The organism is Stygiolobus caldivivus, from assembly GCF_019704315.1.
GTDB classification, from domain to species: Archaea; Thermoproteota; Thermoprotei_A; order Sulfolobales; family Sulfolobaceae; genus Stygiolobus; species Stygiolobus caldivivus.
Genome location: NZ_AP024597.1, coordinates 774,682 through 795,285 on the forward strand (window position 1 = coordinate 774,682; position 20,604 = coordinate 795,285).

Genomic DNA, 20,604 nt, shown 5'->3' on the forward strand with positions numbered 1-20,604 from the left:
GAACCTCACGTTATCTTCTCTCTTAGTAAAAATTTAACTTTTTCACTAGACTTGTATAAGTTATCCATAATTATCATGAAAAAATACTAGTTGTTCATTGTCTCTAAAAAAAGATATGACGTTCATCTCTGCCTAAGTAATATAATTATGGCGGATAGAATTACAGAAAATATAATAGTTACTAGGATAGCTGTATCTAAATCTATCGGTTTAAAGGGTAATGTAGTATAAAGGGGCTTTGTCAAGGGCGGATAAGTAGCATTAGTACTTACGTACTCGTTGGATACAAAGCTGTACTCCAAAGTTACGTTCCCAAGCCCAACAGAATATACTTTTTCTAGCTCTAACTCTCCGTTATGCGAGAAATAAGTGTATATTGTATATGACGCTTGAGGTAGGGTTCCGTTTACAAAGTGTTTATACAAGTACGTCTCTACCTGAGTCCCGTTCACGGTAGTAACATATGTCGTATTTACAAAAGTGAAATTATCGCCGTCCCAAATTATTGAAGAATTACCTACATTATCAGTAAATGTTAACTGTTCATCGTAATACGGCTTGAACACTAGTACGAAGTTTACCGATACTGGTATATTACCTATATTAGCTGGTACGACTATGTTCCCTGATTGTGGGTAGAGTAAATAGTTCACTTGAGCTAAATAGTCCCCTATCTGGAACGGGTAGTAGATTTCCACGTAATATTGAGGAGTTAGGCTATTTATATTAGGGTTATATGCGAACTCTAAATAGAGATAAGGTCTATCTATCCCACTGAGGCTTGGCGTGTTAAAAGTTATATTCATCGGCTCAGAATAAGACGAAAGGGTTATCGTTAAGCTCGTACCGTTAGGTAAAGTATAAGTCGTATTGGCTACCAACCCGTTAGACAATACTTTAAAGAATTGAGAGTACGTACTGTTAAAGTATACCACGTAATCCTGAGAAGTGACGTTACTCCCCATTAACAAGAATTTACTTGGGCCTATATACGAGATAGCATATTTTCCACTGTTTGTCTCTATACCGTAGGTAGTATTATATTCAAGGAATGGAGGGAAGAAGGGGTAATAGAGGGACAATAGGTTACTAAAGATGTTAGCTGTATGGTTACCTAAACCCCCAATTAATTTACTGCTATTAGTGGTGAAATTACCTTGCAAATCAACTGTAAGCGTAGAGTTCTCGTTCCCGATAACCTCATAATTTAAGTAGTAATAGTTAGTCAATTTAGTCTTATTTAAGGTAGTTTGAGTCACGACGTGATATGAGAGGTTTTTATAAATCGTCACTGTATTACTCTGAACTGTAGCATAATTATTACTGGGGTAGTAATTAGTAGGGGTCACATTACTAGAAATGGCAGAAGTAATTACAGGGAATAACAGTAATACTACTAATAAACCTAGTAAATATCTTTTCATCACACAATTCGAGTTAATAGGATATATTAACTTTTATCCAAGGTAGAACTTTTAATCCCTATGAGTTTTCCCAAAGTTGCAGTAGGGTGTGTGATATTAGACTCGTCTAAGAGAGTTTTATTAGTCAAAAGGAAACACCCACCTAACCAAGGCTCTTGGGCAATCCCGGGAGGAAAAGTAAGTTATGGGGAACTAATAGATGAGGCGCTAAAGAGGGAAATGAGGGAAGAACTATCCATAAATGTTATCCCTAAAGACCTGGTGGGGGTAGTAGAAATAATCAAGGAAGGTTTCCATTATGTAATCCTAGATTTTCTATGCGAAATTGGGAGCGGGAAAATTATGGCAGGCTCAGACGCTGAAGAAGCAAAATTTTTCAATTTTGACGAGCTAAAGCATTTACCCATTAGTCCCACTACCGTGAATATGCTTGAGAGGTATTTTAAAGGTGAAAAATTACCACTCAGGATCGTAGAAAGATAAAAGTGTCGGGTTCAAGTTGTTGACCCATGGTGTGGCTTATCCCTACTTTTATTCCTATTTCCACCACTGTATCTCCAACTCATTTAGGCTAGTCGAGGGAAACACCTATATAAAAATAAACCTTGATACGATAATATCGAGAAGCGGTTAAAAACATTTAAAAGTTATGTAAAATGCTTACAGCCTATCGTGTGACATCGAGTTGGATCATGTTGTATACTACATACGAAATAGTGACTAACGCGATAATTATATTCATAGCCTTTTCTATTTTTTCAGGTACGAAACTTAACATCAGTCCTACAACGAGCATCGATACAGACGAAACTATTATAAATAATGCCACATATATCATTCCCACAATCAGCGACGCTTCAGCTGCTAAGATCGCGACCATGACTTTAGAGGGAGTAATTGCAAATGCGCCTTGCAGAACACCTGACCCCTTAGGGGACACCTCTAACTCTTTTCCCTTTATTTCTCCATATAAGAGCAGTAACGCAAAACCGATTGCTATTATGTCTCCAGCAAGTATGCCGTAAAACTGAAAGTAGCTAAAGAGCAGGATTAGTGGGACTGCGATCAGAGCAAAGCCGACGCCGTGGGTGACCCCGAATACCATGTAGTCCTTAGCTCCTTTCATCATCCTCATTGCTACTACGTGGTCTGGCTCTAAGGCGTGTGTAGCCCCGAGGAGGATCACAAGTCCCAACACTATTAAGCTTAATTGCATCTTATTTCGAATTTTTATCTAATTATTATTATTTAAAGCTGGGTGAGATAAAACACCTTAACTGGTAAGAATTCTCGATAACCGGATATTAAAAGGCTGGACTTCAACAACATTTTTAATCTTTTGAGAAGAGAATATCTACTATATGAGTTATCCACCTCCAGGTTATCCACCATATGGTTCAGGCGGTTATCCACCAAGTGGCAGTTATCCCCCTATGGGTTATCCATCAACGCCAGGTTATCCTTATGGTGGTTCACCTCAAAACAACTCGATGTTCAATATGATGATGTGTATGCAGCCCATAGGGCTCGGCGGTAAACAGCAAATGATCCCTATCCAAAGACCTATAGATCTACAGCCTGTAATACAACAAGTTATGATGTACTTAATGGGTCAAGGTTTTCAAGTGTTCCCTATGGTAGGGCAATACATGGCTGTAATTCAAGCTCAACACTCTAGTTTTCTAGGTGCGATTACAGACTCGAACAAAGCTTACACTATAAGGATATGTGAAGGGCCTAACATGATAATGGTAGAGACCGGTATGACCAATTTACTGAAAGACCTAATACCTTTGGCGGCAGGAGCGGGAGTCGCGACCGTAGCGGACACAGACCTACATAATTCATTATTAACGCTTGCAGGTGGAGGGCTAAGCGCAGTAGACGCATATAACTTAATCAAGGACTTCATGCAAGAAGACCAGATTATGAACACCATAATGATGGCTATTATGACCGCACAATCAATGTCTTCTCCTACGCCTTCTCCGTCCCCCTATCCACAAGGTGCTACTCAGCCCTCACCTTACCCTCAAAGTAGTCAACCATATCCTCCTTCTCCGTCCCCCTATCCCTCTCAGCAACCTACCACACCCCAGCAACCTGCTACTCAGCCTCCGCAGTCAACCTATTCTACTCAACCTACTTCCGTTCAGCCCTCAACTCAAACTCCGCAAGTCCAACTGCAGAAGGCAATGACTAAATGTTGGAAGTGTGGGACACAAGTAGAATCTAGTTCAAAATTCTGTCCTAACTGTGGGGCTTCGTTATCCCCAATAACTTGTCCAAAATGCGGTAATGTAAACTCACCGGGATCAAAATACTGTAGTAAGTGCGGTGCTCAATTACAGTCTTAAGGGCTTAAATATCTAACTACTTACGTAAGTTTTCATTTTTAAAACCTACAAGTTCCATTAGAGTAACTACTTCACCTACTACAATGACTGCCGGTGATTTTATATTATACTTTTTAACTAGGTCGGGAAGTTGCTCTAATTCCCCTAAGATGACCCGTTGGTCTCTAGTAGTACCCTTTTCGATTATTGCTACCTTTTCTTCTGCATTCCTCACTTTTAACAAAACCTTAGTTAATTCATCTATTACGTGGATCCCCATTAATATTACGACTGTCCCTCTTTTAGGAATGTAGTCGTCGCTTATTAACCCACCGTCTCTCGTAGTCCCGGTTATTACTGTAAACCCGGAGGAATTAGGTACTACCCTACTAGTTACGGGGATCCCAGCGTATTCAGGTACGGCTATGGCGCTTGTGACCCCGGGTATAACTTCACACTTTATACCCTTACTCGTCACGTATATGCACTCTTCTTCTCCCCTTCCGAACACGAATGGGTCTCCACCCTTTAGTCTAACTACTTTTTTGCCTCCTTTTGCTTTTTCTACTAATAATTGATTTATTTTTTCCTGGAGAGGTGCGTCACCTATTTCTTTACCTACATATATTAATTCAGCAGAAAGCCCCTCTAATATTTCTTTGGAGATTAGTCTGTCGTAGACGACTACGTCTGCACTTTTAAGTATTCTAAGGGCTTTCACTGTAATTAGTTCAGGGTCTCCAGGACCTGCACCAACAATATAGACTATCCCACTCATATCGCGTTTACTCTTTTAATTACATAAAAGCCAAATAAAGCTCCTTCAGGGAACTTTATCCCATAAACCATAAGTAGAATGTAATTGACGATCTCTAGCTGGGGAATACCGAACATCTGTGAAGCAATATATATGACGAAGAAATATAGTATGTCTCCCACGAAACCTAAAGAGTAGAGGATAACTTTTTCTATAAACTTAAAAGAAGACATGATATACCCTATTATAAAACCGCCCACTGCCATCGACGTGAATGATATAATGTATAGGAAGGGCTGGCTTTCTTCTATAACAAATAAAAAGGGCGTTAGCCAAGGGATAATCAGGACAATCCCTATTATGAGTCCCACTAATGCGTATTTTCTTATTAAGATTGCTGTTACTGGTGCTCTGTCGCCGTTCTCAGACTCTACAATTTTGTCCTTACTCACTGAATTTAAAACATACCAACCTAGTATAGCCCCACCGATTACGGGACCTTGGTATGCTAATAATTTATCAATAGGGTCTCCTATGGCGTAAATAATTATCGATACCAATAGTATAAGGAATGATAAATACTTTGAGAATCTCAAGTAATCCATCTTAAGTCAATATTTATTTTACTTTTTAACCTTAAAAAATTCATTTAGCATTACGGCAAATAGACTTTATATATTACCCTATCGCCTTCGTCTTGTTTTGACAGTATCTTAACGCCCCTGTCTTTCATAGCCTCAGCCCACATCTCCACTTGATCAGCCTGGATACCTTTAACCGCTATTATCTCAACTTCCTGGTTACTCCCTTCCGAAAGCCAGAACCTCATTATCGATAGGGCAGGGGAACTACTTCCGCACTTAGTATCGCTTTCCCTTAAATCAAGAGTTTTTGTCATTTAATATATCATCTCCGAACTAATATTTAGGATCTGTTTATCATCCACGAAGCAAATTCTATTCCAGTTCTCCTTCCTCATCCTCTCTACTATAGAATGTATTATACTAAAAGCGTTGCAAAAAGCGTCATGACATTCTGTAAGGCTTACATCGGTAAAATTAATGAGCTCCTTCAGCTTTTTCTCTCTTTCGTCTTTACTGCTCAAGATCACTATCTGTCTCTTACGGGTTGAGAATATAGGAGAGTGTGGGAATAATTCGAGCTTTTCGTAATTAGCGGGTTCACAAAAGATCTCGTTCATTTTTAGAGTAGCATAATAGGCTATCCCATAATTCTCTCCTTGACCTATAAAGAAAGGCTGTTCTTTCAACATTATGGGTTTTGCTCTTTTATAGTCTTCTGTTAACTCCAGATTAAATAGGGAGTAAAGAGCAGACAAGGCTAATAAAAAGGACAGAGTCCCTGGTAGTGTCGTGTCAGCCTTATAAGGTACGATAATTATTTCATCTGAATTTTGAGCTAAGGGTGACGAGGCGTTTGCTGTAATAGCTATTACTTTTCTTCCTTCTCTCTTTTTTACCTTAGCCAGCTCTATGTTGGTCTTCGTCTTCCCAGATATGGAGACAATGACATAAGGTTTATCTACGTTTAGGTTAATCGCCTCATAAGGGTCTAGTGCTATTGCTTTCCTTCGGGTCTTGCTCTCGACTACTAGTGCCGCTGCGTAAGAATCGCCGGCACCTACTACTACTCCCGAATCTATACTCTTGTCAGTCTCTAAGGGACTAAATTTCTTTAATTCTCCTTCTATCAACTCAGGGTAGTTCATCAGCCTTATATTTACCCGAAACTTCATATAATATCATGAAAACAATAGTTAGGGCAGGGATAGCCTTAGGTGCTGGCAAACCTTTGAAGAGAGTTTATGTGGGGCTACAAGACTCGAAAATAGACGTTATATCCCATGAAGAACTTACGAGTTACGAAGACGCTGAATTAGATATCGGGGGATGGGACAGGATCATTAGCCCCGGGTTCATAACACTGCACACATATCTGTCCCTTTACCCTTTCAGGTTTAGAATATTCACAGCTAAAGAAAATGCTAACGACCTTATATCTACTTTTAGCACAAACGATTCATACTACTTTTCTCTACTCGGTGCATATCATCTCTTAAAACAAGGCGTAACAACTGTCGGGTTCAGTGGGCCCCACCTAGATATAATGGCTAGGGCAGTCTCCGAGGTAGGGCTAAGACCTATAATAGTAGTCCCCGTAGGGTGTGGTAATTCTCCCCCTGATTGGGAGAGAGAGTTTAGAACGTTGTTCAGCAGGTGGTCACATAAAGGGGCCAATAACGTTATCCTTAAAGTATGTGACCAGGCCCAACTCAGGGACGTCTTAGAATTAGCTAGGGAAAACGAGGTCGCAGTCCTTATAGATAATACTGTGACTATCACGGACGATTTAGACTTTAACCAAATAATCGGGTTAGGAGGAGGTTCAAGGCTCGACTTGGACATAATTAAGAAAAAGGGCCTAAAGTTATCATTTACGCCGTCCTACGAGGTATCAAAATTCCCTTTAAGTGAATTCAAGCCGTCCGTTTCCTTAGACCTTGTCCCTTCATTTGACCTTAGACAGGAGGTCTCGTATTCCGCTACAAGGCTCTTATTGACTGTCGAAGAAGCTTTTAACTCAATGACCTCTTGGGGATATTCGCAACTGAAGATCAACTCCGGAGTCCTGAATACTGGGTATATAGCTGACCTAGTCGTATTTCAATATTCTGAACCTCCCTCTTTCCCCTTAGACTTCTCCTCCCCTTACGAAACTTTTCTTTACTCAAGCTATTCATTGGAGACGGTAATTGTTAATGGAGAGCCGGTCCTAGATGGCGGAGTCCCCCTTAATGTAGGGCTAAAAGACGTGGAGGAGGGGTTAAGGAGGTTAGAGGAGATTGATAGAAAAAGTAGCGAAAGAACTAGGTCTGTGGAAAAAGGTTGAAATAGTAGGAGATATAGCGATAGTCGGTATACCTTTTGGCAAAGACGTAGAGGACGTAAAGGAGTATGCCCAACTCATCCTGAAAGAGATTCCTTATGTAAGGTCGGTCTGGGGGAAATATAGGGATATAAAGGGTGATTTTAGGCTCTCTACGTCAGTGCATCTAGCAGGAGAAAAGAGAAGTGAAACTATATATAAAGAATATGGCTGTAAATTCTTTCTTGATATAACTAAAGTGTTCTATTCCTCAAAGTTGTCTTACGAACATACAAGGGTAGCAAGGCTGGTCAGAAGAGGAGAAATCATAATAAACATGTTTTCAGGGTACGGACCTTTTTCTATAATGTCTTACGTTTTAGGTGGTGCGTCCATAGTTTACTCAATAGACATTAACCCCTATGCTTATTACTACATGATGGCCAACATTGACTTAAACAAAGCTTACGGAGTAATACCAGTTTACGGAGACGCGTTTAAAAAGATGGATCACCTTCCTTACAACGTGGATAGGATTTTAGCCCCCTTACCGGAAAGGGCTAGGGAGGCCTATGAGATAGCAATTCCCCATCTGAGACGAGGCGGTGTATTACACTTGTACACTGAAATTGAAGGCGAAGACCCTATTAAAATAGCTAAGTCGGTCTATCCTAATGTTGTTTTTGCCAGAGTTGTCAGGAGCGTAAAACCAAAAGTTTATCATGTAGTTGTTGACATTAAAAAAGATCAGGAATAGGTTTGACCGATATTTTTACTATTATGCTTCTAGGTCATCAGGTCTCCCAGAGGAAAAGCGTGAACTTAGGCGTTTATACGCTGAAATTCTATAGAAGAAAAGGGAAAAGGCCTGATCAATATTTATACATAGTAACCCTTATTAAGGACGGTAAGGTAGTGGAGTCTGGTATTTTCGGGGATTACAAGAATGCTGTGATCTATGCTGGCCAGATCTTTGTCCGTTTTCGGTGAATACTTTTATATGAAGTAATAGTTAGGATACTTTGAGCAAATTGATCAGGGACGAGGTACTGGAAATACTAAAGTCCGGAAAGGTCGACTACGTGAGGGTCGTCTTCATAGATATATTAGGTAATGTTAGAGGTAGGTCCCTTAGGAGGGCTGAATTTGAGAAAATATTAGACGGTAAAGGTGTAGAGTATTCTGAATCGTTACTATTCTTAGACTATAAAGACACGCCAATAAAACATAAATATGGGGACATGTTCGCTCAACCTGACATCTCTACGTTTGTCATGATACCCTATTTAGAGAGGACAGCTAGAGTGATGAGTTACATTACCGAGAGTGATGGTTCGCCTCATGCGTTATGTACAAGGTCTTTGCTTAACAGATCCATGGAGAAGTTAATTGATAGCGGGATAAAAATGGAAGTAGCGTTTGAACCCACGTTTTATTTAATAAACCTTAAAGATGGTAAACCCTTACCCGCGGACGAAGCTAGAGCTTTTTCATTGGAAGGCCTTATGGAACAGCAGAACTTCTTACGTGACCTGATTAAAAACCTGGAGACCGTTAATACTCAAGTCCAATATATTAATAAACATTATGGTCCGGGCCAATATGAGATAACTTTTAGCATGTCCGACGCTCTTTCGGCTTCTGACTCTCTGGTTACATCAAGGGAGATAATACGCGATACCGCTAGAAACTACAAGTTGTATTCAACCTTTATGCCTAAACCTTTCAAGAATTATCCTAGCAGCAGCATGGACGTTTACATTAAACTCCTTGACTTGACTGGCAAACCGATAGGTATAGATGTTAATGACCCTAAAGGGATGGGCTTAAGTAAACTATTTTACAACTTCTTAGCTGGAGTATTAGAGCACATTGGCTCTATATTGGCAATTGCGGCACCTACTGTTAATTCGTACAAGAGGTTTAAGGAGATTGTTACACCTACGATAGCAGGAATAGGTAATGAAAGGCACTACATTATAAGGATCCCTTCTACTTATAAAGACTCAGGAGTAATAGAGTTTAGACTTGCCGACCCACTCGCTAACCCGTACTTACTCTTATCTGCTTTAATCCACGCTGGACTTGATGGGATAGAAAGGGGACTTGATATTGATGTTAACTATAGTGTAGCGTCTTTACCTACGAGTCTAAGAGGTGCAATAAATAGCCTAGACCGTGATACCAAGTTAAAATACTCACTAGGACAAGACTTAGTAGATACATTTATTGAAATTAAAAGGAAGGAAATAGACGACTATGAGAACGAAATTACTGACTGGGAAATATCCGCGTACTTGAAATCGGGATGGTAGATGAGAGCAGCTGTTTTTTTAGAAAAAGGTAAACCTTTACAGCTTCAAGACGTCCCAACACCTAGAATAAAAGCCGGTGAAGTGCTCCTCAAAGTAAAAGCTTCCGGCTTGTGTCACGGTGATGTACATTTAATTTTCGGAGAATGGGAAAACGACATAGAAGTTAAGACTCCTATTATACTGGGACATGAGATAGTAGGCGAAGTAATTGAAGGTGGAAATAAGTTCAAAAGAGGTGAACAAGTCCTGGTCTACAGCTCTATAGGCTGTGGTAGTTGCAAGTATTGCAAGATAGGCGATAGACAGTTTTGTGAAAGTGTAAAGGTAATCGGTGTTCATACAGATGGTGGCTTTGCGGAATATGTTAAAGTACCTTCTGAAGAGTATTTATTTAGGGTTAACGGTGACTATATTTCAGCTGCACCGTTGGCTGATGCTGGTATCACAGCTTATAACGCTACAAAAGGGGTATCTCAGGGAGATAAGGTATTAGTAGTGGGAGTGGGGTCTGTAGCACTGATTGCGATACAGTTACTTAAGCTGAAGAACGCGGAAGTGACCGTAATAGGGAGAAACCTGACCAGGCTAAGTAAGGCTGAAAACTTGGGAGCCGATGAGGTTCTCGCTATGAAAAAGAGAGAACCACCCTTTTCTCCAGTGGCAGGAAAGAAGTTTGATTACATTTTAGACTTTGTTGGGGCTGACCAGACGTTAGTAGACACTCCATGGTTACTTAAGAGAGAGGGCGAGCTGAGGATAATAGGTGAATACGGGGGTCATCTAGAAATACCAGAACAATTAATAGTCCTGAGAGGACTGAGGATAAAGGGTATATTATACGGTAATATGAACGATATGGTGGAGTTGATAAAGCTTTTTGAAGAAGGAAAAATAAAGACATTACCTGTCCCGTATAGACTAGAAGAAATAAATGAAGCTATAGATGATCTATTGGAAGAGAGAATTGTAGGTAGGGCAGTAATCTTACCATAGCCCTATACTAATCACTGTATGTTTTGTCGGTAATGCTGTATTTATACTTGATCAGTGCATAAAGCACAAGAGCCCCTTCTAAAATTATGTTAAATCTTCTAACGGGTAGGGAAAAGACCTTTTGATCCTAACAGTGTGTAGTACACATACTATTTGCTCCTCTTAGCCCTGAATTTAAACGGAGATTCGCCCATTAGTTCAATATCCACGTTCAAGAACTTTTTTATGACCTCAGCATTGGTCTTAGCATGTTGTGTAAGATATGAAGACGAATACTCACCGTTATATAATGACGCGTAGAGCATTAACATATCTCCCATATGGCTATCTGTAGCGGCTCCAGATTTCAGTTCTCTAAGTAGGTTCTCGGCAGCTTCTTCTCCTACCCTCTCTGCCCTCTTACCTTTCTCACCGAGCGCGTCAGCTCCAATAATACTTAACTCTCCTATCGCGCCTAGCGTAATCCCGCTCCCTTTACTTATCTCCTTTTCTCTGATGTCAAGGTCTATGGATATCTCTACTCCTAATTGAGATAATTTGGAGGTCGCGGAGGATCTTTGTCTCTCCGCAATATGGGACGGTAACGACGATACGTGAGAAATGCCTATAATTTTTACTAACTTTCCAAAGTTAGTAATAGAAAATGAGTTGGGTTGGCCTCTAAAGTTTCTTAATATTACTTCCCCTCCTCCTTCAGGGTAATGTCCCCTCTTATTTACTAATATATCTCCATTGATCCCTATCTTTTGCAGAATAGGTAGGAATATTAATCGGATATAATCTACAGAGGGAGATTTAGGGACATCAGTCCCCCCTATCAGTTTTACTTCTATTTGTCTGTTTAAGATTAGGGGCAAAATAGTCTGTAGCACAAGGGTAACGCTACCCGCTGTTCCTATATCAAAAGTGAAGTTGCCGCGTTCTGCTATTTCATAGGGCTCGAATAATAATTCTGTAGAACCTACGAAGTCCCCTTTGACTTTAGCATTAGTGAGGGCCTTTACAGCCTCTACTGCTGTCAAGTGCTGCCTTTGTAAACCTGGTTTTTGCCTCCTCGCCCTAATGTTATAAATCCTGAAAGGTTTTTTTGTTATCGCTGAGAGAGTTAATGAAGTCCTTAATATCTGACCCCCACCTTCACCAAATGAGCCGTCTATCTCAATCATGCTAAGGTGATAAATTATGAAAGTGAGAATAAAATCTGTCGTTAAAGTAGTGTCTGAAGAGGAACTCATAATAATTCCTTTAGCTCGTAAAGGTGACTTTATTGAGGCTCTAAACTTTTATGAAGACATCCCAGGCGGAAGGGCGGCGAGGCTGGTAATTATCCATGATAGGTATGACGAAATTAAAGAAGAGCCCACCCCGTTAGGCATTAGGGGCGGAAAAACCTACATAGAGGCCGAAGGTGTTATAGAAGACTTAGACAAAATAAAGGCTCTAATACCAATAGACCGTGTAGTTAGGAGTAAAGCAGTCCCACTCTATGTTGATATCCAGCTCTTGGGCGACTTAGACACTTCGAGCAAGGGGGTTAAAGGTTTCATAAACTATATTTCACGTTATGGCAGGCTGGACTTCAGTAAGTTGAAAAGATCGGTGGAACTAGAAGTACTGGTCTAACCCTTTAGTCTTAACTATGTCATCTAATCTTACTCCTATCCTCCTTATTTTTCTATTATCTTCATTAAGGATTTCCTCCAATAACTCTTTCACCTTTTCATATGCGGTACCTTTACTCACTCCGTGTTTGAACTTTTTTCCCTTAGTTACGATATCTAAGTCTTCCATTACAGCGATTAACGCGATCCTCATAGGTATACCACCTACTTTACTATAGGCCTCGTCCAAAGCCCTTTTAAGATATGGTAAAATAACCTCTTGTTTTCTAGTATTATAAGGTAAAGTTAAAATCCTACTATGCGGTTTTCTACTTTTGTCCTCAACCGGTTCATCATACTTATTTTGAGCCAATTTTAGAAGATATGTCGCTTTCGCCTTGCCTACTTCCTTTTCTAAGGCCTTAAAATCGACCTTAAGGACATCCGTCAATTTGTACACCCCAATAGACGCTAGTTTTTCTGCCAGTACTTTCCCTACACCCGGTACTTCATCTATCTTCAGGTCATTGAGGAAGCTGGGTACGTCTTCAGGCCTCAGGACAGAGAGTCCATTTGGCTTGTTCTTATCAGCTATTATCTTAGCAAGGACTTTATTGGGTGCTATACCTATGGTTACCGTTATTTTTTCTTTTTCAAATATTTCCCCCTTTATCGTTCTGCCTAAGGTATAAGCCTCCTCATAGTCCTTTACTTTATCTGTAATATCCAGATACGCTTCGTCAATACTAGCTATTTCGAGCTTAGTTGAATATTTTCTGAGTATTCCTTCCATAACCCTGTTAGATACCTCTTGATATATCTCTTTCCTCATCGGTACAAACACAGCCGAAGGTGCGAGTTCCATAGCCTTTATAATAGGCATACCGGCTTTAACACCCAGTTTCCTTGCTTCGTAATTCGCTGTGGCCACGGCACCGCTCGTCTTTGTCCTACCTGAGTATACACATACTACTAAAGGTTTTCCTTTGTATTGCGGGTTGAGTACTTCCTCTACTTGTGCGAAGAAGTAGTCAAAATCAATAAAGAGTATAATCATTTGCAATATACACTTGAATTATAAGATTTTAAGGCGTTTAACACTTCCGAAAGGGTAGGAGATGAGGTACCTCCTAGTCTTGTAACCTTAAGTGCTGACGAGATGATTGCTAATTTTAACGATTCCTCTATGCTGTGTCCTTCCATATACCCGTAGTTAAAAGCCGCATCGAACACGTCTCCAGCACCGGTCGTGTCTACTACGTCCTTCACCCTATATGCTTCAGCTTCACATTCACTATCGTGAGAAATCACTCTAGCGCCCCTATCACCCATCTTTATTACTATTATGTTGACCCCCCTTAGCTTGTTTATGTTTACCGCCTTGCTCTCTTTTTCGTTCAAGTAAAGTATATCTACGTTAACTGAGGAGTCCAACTTGGAGCTATTTGGGCCGGGATCATAAGTAACGAGCTCTGAATTGGGGTCTCTTACCACTATTTCTGGGGGAACAGAGGCAAAGTGGATCACATCAAATAGGCCAAAATATTTTTTTACGTCTTCGCTGGAGAGCAGGAGGGAGGACCCTAATTTTCTTACAATGGAGACTTTTCCGTTATCCCTTAGGAGTACCAATGCCATGCTCTGCGGTGCATTGACCTCTTCCACGTAATCTAACCCTACTCCGGTCTCCGCTATTTTCTCTAAAATAGGTCTCACTACCGGAGAGTCTTTTCCGACTTTAGCGAGTATTTTTACACTGTGCCCTAACTTATTCACGGCTATAGCATAGTTTACCGCAGCACCTCCAGGCTGAATGTCCATTGTTTCGGTGGTCAACGGTTCGTCCGGTTCAGGAAAATGATCTAATTTAACTAATATGTCGATATTTATTTTTCCTACCGATAGGTGGATGGGTTTCATATCACTCACCTCAGTTAGCCGCCACATCTTCACTGTTCAGCCCCAAAAGTCTTCATCATTAGTTGTAGAAAAGACGTTTGTAAATAAAAAGTGCTTCTTTCATGGTGGAAGCCACCACCTCGTTAACGAAGAGTTTACCCTAAGAGTAATTAGGATAGTTCGCCATATTAATCATGGCAAGATTTTAAATAGATAGGTTAACAAATTACTTGTGTATCCCCCTAAGATAGGATATGTAATTCCAGATAATTTAAGCGAAGCAATGGAGTTCTTAGAGCAGCATGAAGACGCCCGACCCTTAGCAGGAGGTCACAGCTTAATCCCCGCATTAAAATTAAGGATAATAAGACCCTCATACCTTGTTGAAATCAGGAGGTTTCAAGAGTTAAACTACGTCAGAAAGGACGGTAATCTGTACAGAATAGGTGCACTAACTACGCATTATGATATGATAAAGTCTAATGTCCCGCTCTTGAGTGAGGCGGCAAAGACTATTGCTGACCCACAAGTAAGGAATATGGGTACAATAGGTGGTGTAATATCCCACCTTGACCCGGCTGCGGACTATCCAGCCTCATTAATAGCTATGGACGCCAAAGTCATAGTAAAGAGCAGAAAAGGACAGAGAGTAGTCGACTTTAAGGATTTTGCAAAAGACATGTTCACTCCTGACCTAAATCCGGGTGAACTAGTGGTAGAAGTCCAAGTGCCTGCTTATGACGGGTATAGGTTTTCATACCAGAAATTGGAAAGGAGAGCAGGAGATTATGCCATAGTTGGAGTTGCGGTTCTCCTAAAGCTTAATGGAGAAACGGTCGAAGACGCAAGGATAGGGTTAACGGCTGTAAATAACGTTGCTGTAAGGGCTAGAGGGGCAGAAGAAGAGCTAATAGGTAAGAGGTTAAATGACGAAGTAATCGAGAAAGCCTCTGCCAGAGCAATGGAAAGTGCAAACCCCACTTCCGATATAAGGGGTTCAGCTGAGTATAAGAGGAAGATGGTAAAAGTATTAATTAAGAGAGGTATTAATCAGGCTTTAAAAGGTGATTCTAAATGAAAATAATTGAAAAAGACCAAAAAGCTAAAATAACGTTAAAGGTTAACGGAGAAGTACATCAAGTAGAAGTAGAGCCCAGAAGGCTTCTAGTTCATGTACTACGTGAACTAGGATATACCGGAGTCCATATAGGATGTGACACTTCAAACTGCGGTGCATGCACTGTAATATTAAACGGTAGGTCGGTAAAGTCTTGTACATTGCTCGCAGTTGAGGCAGACGGTTCAGAGATATTAACTGTTGAGGGTTTAAGCAAAGACGGGAAATTACACCCTATTCAAGAAGCTTTCTGGGATAACCACGGCTTACAGTGCGGGTATTGTACACCTGGTATGATAATGGAAGCTTATTGGCTCCTCAAAGAGAACCCTGACCCTACAGAAGAAGAGATTAGAGAAGGGATATCGGGTAACCTATGTAGGTGTACTGGATATCAAAATATAATAAAAGCTATTAAGGACGCTTCACTGAGGCTAAGTCAGAAGGCGTATCCACATCAATAACTACTTCTTTACCGCATTCTATGTAGCACACTTTTTTAACTTTCCCAAGGAGCTGTCTAGCCCCCACATCACCTTTGAGCTCCATGATCAAGCCATATGTCCTCTTGTTCAATATAACGGGGTTTCCCCGGGCTCCGTTATAAGTAGGCACTACCATGTCACATTCTACAGAGAAAGATGAAGTTAGCTTATTAACTGTCTCTTTGGACACCAGTGGCATGTCACCTAGCAGGACTATGACGCCGTCATAGTCTTGGAAAAACCTTATTCCCAGCTTTAAGGACGTAGAAATACCTTCTCTCCATAGAGGATTATAGATTACTATCTCGTCCTCAAGGACTCTGATGAGCTCTTGGTAGTACTTCCCTACTATGATTACTCTATCTAGACCCTCAGAAGCTTCAATCACTTTTCGAATTATTGGCTTACCGTCTATTTCCGCTGTAAGTTTATTTCCACCAAACCTTTTTGCTTCGCCTGCTGCGAGTATAATTGCCCCGATTCTCATAAATACTACTTATTCTAAATAACTATTTATGAAATATGAAGGGGAGATCCCGGTTCAGATTGATTCTGAACAACTATGGAACTTTATAGTTAACCCTGAGAGAATGGCGTCTTGTTTCCCGGGGATAAAGACATTTACTAAGGAGGGCGATGAATATAAGGTAGTGGGGACAGCAGGCATAGGATTTATAAAGGGAGAATATAAGGCTGTAGTAAAATTTTTGGATATAGACACGCAGAAGAAGACGCTAAACCTTGTGGCTAAGGGGAATGGACTAAATAGTAACGTTGATATCTCGGCCCTGATACAAGTCCTAGATAACCCGGTCAGGCTTAAGTATTCAGCGGACGTAAAGGTAGGCGGTGTAATCGCTTCCATAGGAGCGAGGTTAATGGATTCAGCTGTAGGGAAAATAGTTAATGACTTATTTGAATGCGTGAAGACGAAGGTGAAATAATTGAAGATAAGCGGAGAGGTAGACATTAAGAATGTAGATAGAGCGGAAAAGTTTCTAAGCTCTTATGAGAACTTAATAAATTGTCTACCCGGCGTAACGGAGGTCAAAGGTAGGGAATTCTCGGCTAAAGTTAAGATAGGCTTTTTGAGCCTTGAAGCTAAGGGTGAGGTTAAGTTTTATGATTTCAAGGGTAATATGTCGACATCAATTATTGAGGTAAAAGGAGTAGGAGTTAACTCGACTATAACCAGTAAGGTTAAGATAGTAGGTAATAAATTATTATATGAAGTGGACTACGAAGCTCAAGTAAATATAAAGGGCCTGGAGAAGATAGTGGAAAAGCAAGCAAATAAAATATCAGAGGAGATAATTACGTGTACTAAACAGAGAATTAATGAGGGTTGAGTCCTTTTCACGTTATAATAAGAAAATCCGTTTTTCCTAATGCTCACGTTAAATTTCTACGATAGTTCCTCACGCCAATGTGACGATGCTTAAAAAGATGCGGAGTGCACAGTTATGAGACTAGTGTAATTTAGCTCGAAGAGGTTTAGTGACCCACCTATCCTTAAGCTGGACAGATGGACGAGGGTTAAGTCCCTACACTCGTTCGCTATGATAAAGGGTATAAAAATAATTAATGATAAAATATAAATAAATAGTGAAATCATTGGATACTTGGTTTTTCCCAGTAAAACCAAATCCTGTTATTCAAGCAACTCTGTTATAATACCTAACCCCCTAGTCCTCCCTTCCCTAAAGACAAATATTTGCCCCTTCTCTATGTATTCTGGTCTATATAAGAATTCCATAATTACTTCTGCTGAGTCCCCTGTTCTAAGGTACTGAGATGATATCTTGAGGAACCTTACTGCTTGCCTTATAGTGTATAGGTGTAAAGTCGCTACATACCCTTCCCTGATGGTGGTTGGGTGGTGAAGGACTACTATCCTGGCTTTAAATCTCTTGTAACTTTTTGGTTTCTCAGCAGTAATGACCATGCCTTTTCTGAGGTTTTCCTTTTCTACCCCTTGGACAGCAAAAGTCGCTATACAACCAGAGTTTACTGAGTCCACGAACACTCTATTTAACTGAATAGACTTTATTTTAACTATCTTAAACTCTCCCAGTTTAGTAGGTCCTATATAACAGCTGTCATTTATCTTTACGTTCCCTCGTATTACTGACCCAAGGACTACAGTACCAACACCGCTTACATTATATATCTCGTCAATGTAGACTAAGGGAGGCTGGCTGTCTTCCTTAGTCACCTTCGGCTTAGGCGGTAAAATGTTAAGGAACTTTGTGAGCAAGTCCAAGCCCTTCCCTGTCACATTCGATACTTTAAAGATAGGTACTACCCTCTTAGTCCTCATTGCTAAGACGGCGTTTAATAGGTCTTCCTCCGACTCAACCTCCATTACCAACCTATTTATACCGGGGATCTTCAACACGTTCTTTATATCATTTACTATATCTTGTACCCGTTTTTCGTCATATTTGTCTATTTTAGTAACGACTATGAACACGGGGAACTTCAGGATTGACGCTATTGCTAAGTGTTCCTTCCCCATGGCTGAAAGTCCATCGTCTGTGCCCACTACCAGCATTACGTAGTCTACTTCATAGCCTAGTAAGCCCTTTAGTGTAGTCCTTAAATACCTTTCATGGCCTCCTAAGTCTATAAGCCTCACTATCTTTGTACTCTTTAGTGTTACTTCTGCCTCATCTAAAGGGTCTCTTAAGTCCCAGTTTACTATTTTCCCGTTGTCGTTAAAGCCTAAAAGCCTTAATGTGATTGACGATGTCCTCCCAGTTAGAACTTCATGTACGTGCCTGGCTACCATGGCCCTCAGAGTCCCGTTTCCGTCGTCCAGTTTACCCAATATTAGTGCTCCCGTAAGTGTACTTTTACCTGCGTTCACGTGACCCATTACAGCTACATTGACTTGTACGGGTATTTTATCTTTGAAGAGCCTGACCAGTATTTCACCTATAAATCGCCCTTTCTTCACCTCAACTACTCTCTTGTGTACAACCTTAGCGTTGACTGCATTAGCGATCTTATCCAAAGTTTCTATACTTTTTTCGAGTTCCTCTTTAGGTAACCCTAAGACTTCTCCGTCGTCGCTTACACCTATGACGTAAAACGCTTCTCCACCGCCCTCCTCAAGCCTGTATTTCATCTGTGTAGCAAGAGTCTGTAACCTATCTTCATCCTTGCTGTTTATTAACAATTTGTACTCTATTTTTCCTATGTCGTTTTCTTTAGGATACTTCATCCCACCACTTTTTACAAATAATAATTTGTATCCGAATAGATAAACTTTAATAAGATTAGAATGGAACCCCAGTTACTCTATGAAGGGAAACATAAATGTCCCATATGTCACGCAGACGAAATGATAATTAGGGAGTATTTATACGATGCACCAAACGTAGGTAAACTTGAGCTGTCTGTGTGGGAGTGCCAGAACTGTGGGTATAGGTTAAGAGATGTAAAGCCTTTAGAGTTTCTGACCCCCATCAAGCTAGAACTAAGGGTTGAAAAAGAAGAAGATTTAGGAACGGTTGTATACAGGTCTGCATTCGCTAACATAGTTATCCCAGAGCTCGAAATAGAAGTCACTGCAGGAGAGGCATATCAAGGTGTACTAACTACGGTTGAAGGTGTCTTGGAGATCATTATAGACCAACTAGGGGAAAATTGTGAAGGCGAAAAATGTAAAAAACTCGAGGAAGCAAAAAATGGAAGAATTCCCTTTACTTTGATAATTAATGATGAGAGTGGTCTAAGTTTTATTCAGTCAGAAAAAGTTAGAATTACTCGACTTTGATTTCTTTTCCTTCTTCTTCCTTTCCCTTAACTTTTTTCAACACTACCTGCAATACTCCGTTATTATACGTAGCCTTGGCACTATTTTCGTCTACCTGAGCTGGTAAATCTATTTCTTTATAGTACTTCCTATCATTACCTTCAGCCCTGATAATTAGGGTCTTCCCTCCGTTAGTTATCTTCACTTTAATACTGTTCTTATCTACACCCGGTACCTCAGCTATAACCCTTATCTCGTCGCCTTTCTCTATTACATCTGCTAAAGGTTCTCTTTCTTCAGTAATTAATGGTTTTCCTTTATAGTTCTTTACATTTCCGAACTCTTCTACTATCGGTTTACCATCTGGACCTATCGTCACTCTAAAGCCGTAGACATAAGGCCCGAATGTCTTCGTCTCTCCTCCGCTACCTAACCTCATGAACTCTCTCTCGAACCTTTCAAACTCTTCTTCTATCTCCTTTATCATCTCGTCGAACAAATCAAACGGGTCTTTATACCTCTTTGACATCCTTCTATCCCAAAAGACTGTTATTGAATCCAACCTAAAAAAATCAACTCATTATATTATCTTAGCTATTCTCTCGGCTGTACTAGTTCTAAAAGCACCCCCATTACGCTTTTGGGGTGCACGAAAGCGACTAAATGCCCTCTTGCCCCCGGTCTCGGAGCTTTGTCGACGAGCTGAAGGCCATTTGATTCTAGGTCTTTAAGACTTTTTTCAATATTTTCAACTTTTACCGCTAGGTGGTGCAATCCCGGTCCCCTGCTCTTTAGAAATTTAGCTACGGTGTTATTCATGTCCTCATGGTTTATTGGCTCTAAGAGCTCAACTGCAGTCTCTCCGTGAGTCCCGGTCAGGAAAGCTACCTTAATACCTCTGTCTTGCAGGTCTTCCCTGTGGACTAATTTCATGCCAAGTTTAGTCGTATAAAATTCTATAGCTTTATCTATATTTTCTACCACAACACCTATATGATCAATATTTTGTGTCTCCATGGCTAGTAATAATT

The 20,604-nt window shown here is 40.4% G+C and carries 26 protein-coding genes; 13 read left to right on the forward strand and 13 right to left on the reverse strand.

Translation table 11 applies throughout. The features are described from left to right. Positions 1-122: 122 nt before the first annotated feature. On the reverse strand, positions 123-1,424 hold the full coding sequence (locus KN1_RS03940) for a hypothetical protein (RefSeq protein ID WP_221289519.1): 1,302 nt from the start codon (positions 1,422-1,424) through the stop codon (positions 123-125). A 60-nt stretch (positions 1,425-1,484) separates the two neighbouring features. Between KN1_RS03940 and KN1_RS03945 the strand changes: the two genes are divergently transcribed. Next, entirely contained in the window at positions 1,485-1,907 is a 423-nt protein-coding gene (locus tag KN1_RS03945; protein ID WP_221289520.1) for an NUDIX hydrolase, read from the forward strand. A gap of 184 nt (positions 1,908-2,091) precedes the next feature. Here KN1_RS03945 and KN1_RS03950 read toward each other — a convergent pair whose 3' ends face one another. Next, a complete protein-coding gene (locus KN1_RS03950; protein WP_221289521.1) occupies positions 2,092-2,640 on the reverse strand; it encodes a hypothetical protein in 549 nt (182 codons plus the stop codon). Between the two features lie 145 nt (positions 2,641-2,785). Between KN1_RS03950 and KN1_RS03955 the strand changes: the two genes are divergently transcribed. Next, on the forward strand, positions 2,786-3,781 hold the full coding sequence (locus KN1_RS03955) for a zinc ribbon domain-containing protein (protein ID WP_221289522.1): 996 nt from the start codon (positions 2,786-2,788) through the stop codon (positions 3,779-3,781). A gap of 16 nt (positions 3,782-3,797) precedes the next feature. Here the strand turns inward: KN1_RS03955 and cobA are convergent, their stop codons facing one another. From cobA to KN1_RS03975, 4 genes are read right to left on the reverse strand one after another with little or no spacing between them, the layout of a single operon-like run. Beyond that, positions 3,798-4,538, reverse strand: a complete 741-nt coding sequence (gene cobA / locus KN1_RS03960; protein ID WP_221289523.1) for a uroporphyrinogen-III C-methyltransferase — start codon at positions 4,536-4,538, stop codon at positions 3,798-3,800. After that, positions 4,535-5,122, reverse strand: coding sequence for a hypothetical protein (locus KN1_RS03965; protein ID WP_221289524.1), 588 nt, complete (start codon positions 5,120-5,122; stop codon positions 4,535-4,537). Before KN1_RS03965 ends, cobA begins: the two co-directional genes overlap by 4 nt. A 50-nt stretch (positions 5,123-5,172) precedes the next feature. Beyond that, on the reverse strand, positions 5,173-5,415 hold the full coding sequence (locus KN1_RS03970; RefSeq protein ID WP_221289525.1) for a hypothetical protein: 243 nt from the start codon (positions 5,413-5,415) through the stop codon (positions 5,173-5,175). After that, entirely contained in the window at positions 5,416-6,273 is an 858-nt protein-coding gene (locus KN1_RS03975; protein WP_225905774.1) for an SIS domain-containing protein, read from the reverse strand. 8 nt (positions 6,274-6,281) lie between these two features. Here KN1_RS03975 and KN1_RS03980 point away from each other — a divergent pair, with 8 nt between their 5' ends. From KN1_RS03980 to KN1_RS04000, 5 genes are read left to right on the forward strand one after another with little or no spacing between them, the layout of a single operon-like run. Beyond that, positions 6,282-7,427, forward strand: a complete 1,146-nt coding sequence (locus KN1_RS03980; RefSeq protein ID WP_221289526.1) for an amidohydrolase family protein — start codon at positions 6,282-6,284, stop codon at positions 7,425-7,427. Then, positions 7,381-8,160 carry a tRNA 4-demethylwyosine(37)-methyltransferase Taw21 gene (taw21, locus tag KN1_RS03985; RefSeq protein ID WP_221289527.1) on the forward strand — a complete coding sequence of 260 codons (780 nt, stop codon included), beginning with the start codon at positions 7,381-7,383 and terminating at the stop codon, positions 8,158-8,160. The genes KN1_RS03980 and taw21 overlap by 47 nt, the downstream gene beginning before the upstream one ends. A gap of 2 nt (positions 8,161-8,162) precedes the next feature. Continuing rightward, entirely contained in the window at positions 8,163-8,393 is a 231-nt protein-coding gene (locus tag KN1_RS03990; RefSeq protein ID WP_221289528.1) for a hypothetical protein, read from the forward strand. 41 nt (positions 8,394-8,434) lie between these two features. Then, entirely contained in the window at positions 8,435-9,718 is a 1,284-nt protein-coding gene (locus tag KN1_RS03995) for a glutamine synthetase family protein (RefSeq protein ID WP_221290528.1), read from the forward strand. Further along, positions 9,719-10,711 carry an alcohol dehydrogenase catalytic domain-containing protein gene (locus tag KN1_RS04000; RefSeq protein ID WP_221289529.1) on the forward strand — a complete coding sequence of 331 codons (993 nt, stop codon included), beginning with the start codon at positions 9,719-9,721 and terminating at the stop codon, positions 10,709-10,711. 149 nt (positions 10,712-10,860) lie between these two features. Here the strand turns inward: KN1_RS04000 and rtcA are convergent, their stop codons facing one another. Continuing rightward, on the reverse strand, positions 10,861-11,877 hold the full coding sequence (gene rtcA / locus KN1_RS04005; protein ID WP_221289530.1) for an RNA 3'-terminal phosphate cyclase: 1,017 nt from the start codon (positions 11,875-11,877) through the stop codon (positions 10,861-10,863). 16 nt (positions 11,878-11,893) lie between these two features. On the opposite strand from rtcA, the gene KN1_RS04010 reads away from it, so the two are divergent. Continuing rightward, the gene (locus KN1_RS04010; protein WP_221289531.1) at positions 11,894-12,334 is read left to right on the forward strand and encodes a hypothetical protein; all 441 of its coding nucleotides are present in this window, start codon (positions 11,894-11,896) and stop codon (positions 12,332-12,334) included. On the opposite strand, the gene KN1_RS04015 is transcribed toward KN1_RS04010, so the two are convergent. Together KN1_RS04015 and KN1_RS04020 are read right to left on the reverse strand one after the other, a co-directional pair. Next, entirely contained in the window at positions 12,317-13,369 is a 1,053-nt protein-coding gene (locus tag KN1_RS04015) for a Y-family DNA polymerase (RefSeq protein WP_221289532.1), read from the reverse strand. The genes KN1_RS04010 and KN1_RS04015 overlap by 18 nt on opposite strands. Continuing rightward, the gene (locus KN1_RS04020) at positions 13,366-14,232 is read right to left on the reverse strand and encodes a carbohydrate kinase family protein (RefSeq protein WP_221289533.1); all 867 of its coding nucleotides are present in this window, start codon (positions 14,230-14,232) and stop codon (positions 13,366-13,368) included. The genes KN1_RS04015 and KN1_RS04020 overlap by 4 nt, the downstream gene beginning before the upstream one ends. 211 nt (positions 14,233-14,443) lie before the next feature. On the opposite strand from KN1_RS04020, the gene cutB reads away from it, so the two are divergent. Together cutB and cutC are read left to right on the forward strand one after the other, a co-directional pair. Next, positions 14,444-15,289 (forward strand): glyceraldehyde dehydrogenase subunit beta, encoded by an 846-nt coding sequence (gene cutB / locus KN1_RS04025; RefSeq protein ID WP_221289534.1) that lies wholly within the window; start codon positions 14,444-14,446, stop codon positions 15,287-15,289. Then, a complete protein-coding gene (gene cutC, locus KN1_RS04030; protein WP_221289535.1) occupies positions 15,286-15,792 on the forward strand; it encodes a glyceraldehyde dehydrogenase subunit gamma in 507 nt (168 codons plus the stop codon). Before cutB ends, cutC begins: the two co-directional genes overlap by 4 nt. Here cutC and KN1_RS04035 read toward each other — a convergent pair. Beyond that, complete coding sequence (locus KN1_RS04035) at positions 15,743-16,300, reverse strand: nucleotidyltransferase family protein (RefSeq protein ID WP_221289536.1); 558 nt, start codon at positions 16,298-16,300, stop codon at positions 15,743-15,745. The genes cutC and KN1_RS04035 overlap by 50 nt on opposite strands. Before the next feature lie 28 nt (positions 16,301-16,328). On the opposite strand from KN1_RS04035, the gene KN1_RS04040 reads away from it, so the two are divergent. Then, a complete protein-coding gene (locus KN1_RS04040) occupies positions 16,329-16,757 on the forward strand; it encodes a CoxG family protein (RefSeq protein ID WP_221289537.1) in 429 nt (142 codons plus the stop codon). Then, positions 16,758-17,162, forward strand: coding sequence for an SRPBCC domain-containing protein (locus KN1_RS04045; protein WP_221289538.1), 405 nt, complete (start codon positions 16,758-16,760; stop codon positions 17,160-17,162). Between the two features lie 302 nt (positions 17,163-17,464). Here KN1_RS04045 and KN1_RS04050 read toward each other — a convergent pair whose 3' ends face one another. Further along, positions 17,465-19,039 (reverse strand): GTPBP1 family GTP-binding protein, encoded by a 1,575-nt coding sequence (locus KN1_RS04050; RefSeq protein WP_221289539.1) that lies wholly within the window; start codon positions 19,037-19,039, stop codon positions 17,465-17,467. 60 nt (positions 19,040-19,099) lie between these two features. Here KN1_RS04050 and KN1_RS04055 point away from each other — a divergent pair, with 60 nt between their 5' ends. After that, positions 19,100-19,594: a ZPR1 zinc finger domain-containing protein gene (locus tag KN1_RS04055; RefSeq protein ID WP_221289540.1), complete on the forward strand. Its 495-nt coding sequence runs from the start codon at positions 19,100-19,102 to the stop codon at positions 19,592-19,594. Here KN1_RS04055 and hsp20 read toward each other — a convergent pair. Beyond that, positions 19,581-20,102: an archaeal heat shock protein Hsp20 gene (gene hsp20, locus KN1_RS04060; RefSeq protein WP_221289541.1), complete on the reverse strand. Its 522-nt coding sequence runs from the start codon at positions 20,100-20,102 to the stop codon at positions 19,581-19,583. The genes KN1_RS04055 and hsp20 overlap by 14 nt on opposite strands. A 65-nt stretch (positions 20,103-20,167) precedes the next feature. Next, a complete protein-coding gene (gene mce, locus KN1_RS04065; protein ID WP_221289542.1) occupies positions 20,168-20,590 on the reverse strand; it encodes a methylmalonyl-CoA epimerase in 423 nt (140 codons plus the stop codon). Positions 20,591-20,604 lie beyond the last annotated feature (14 nt).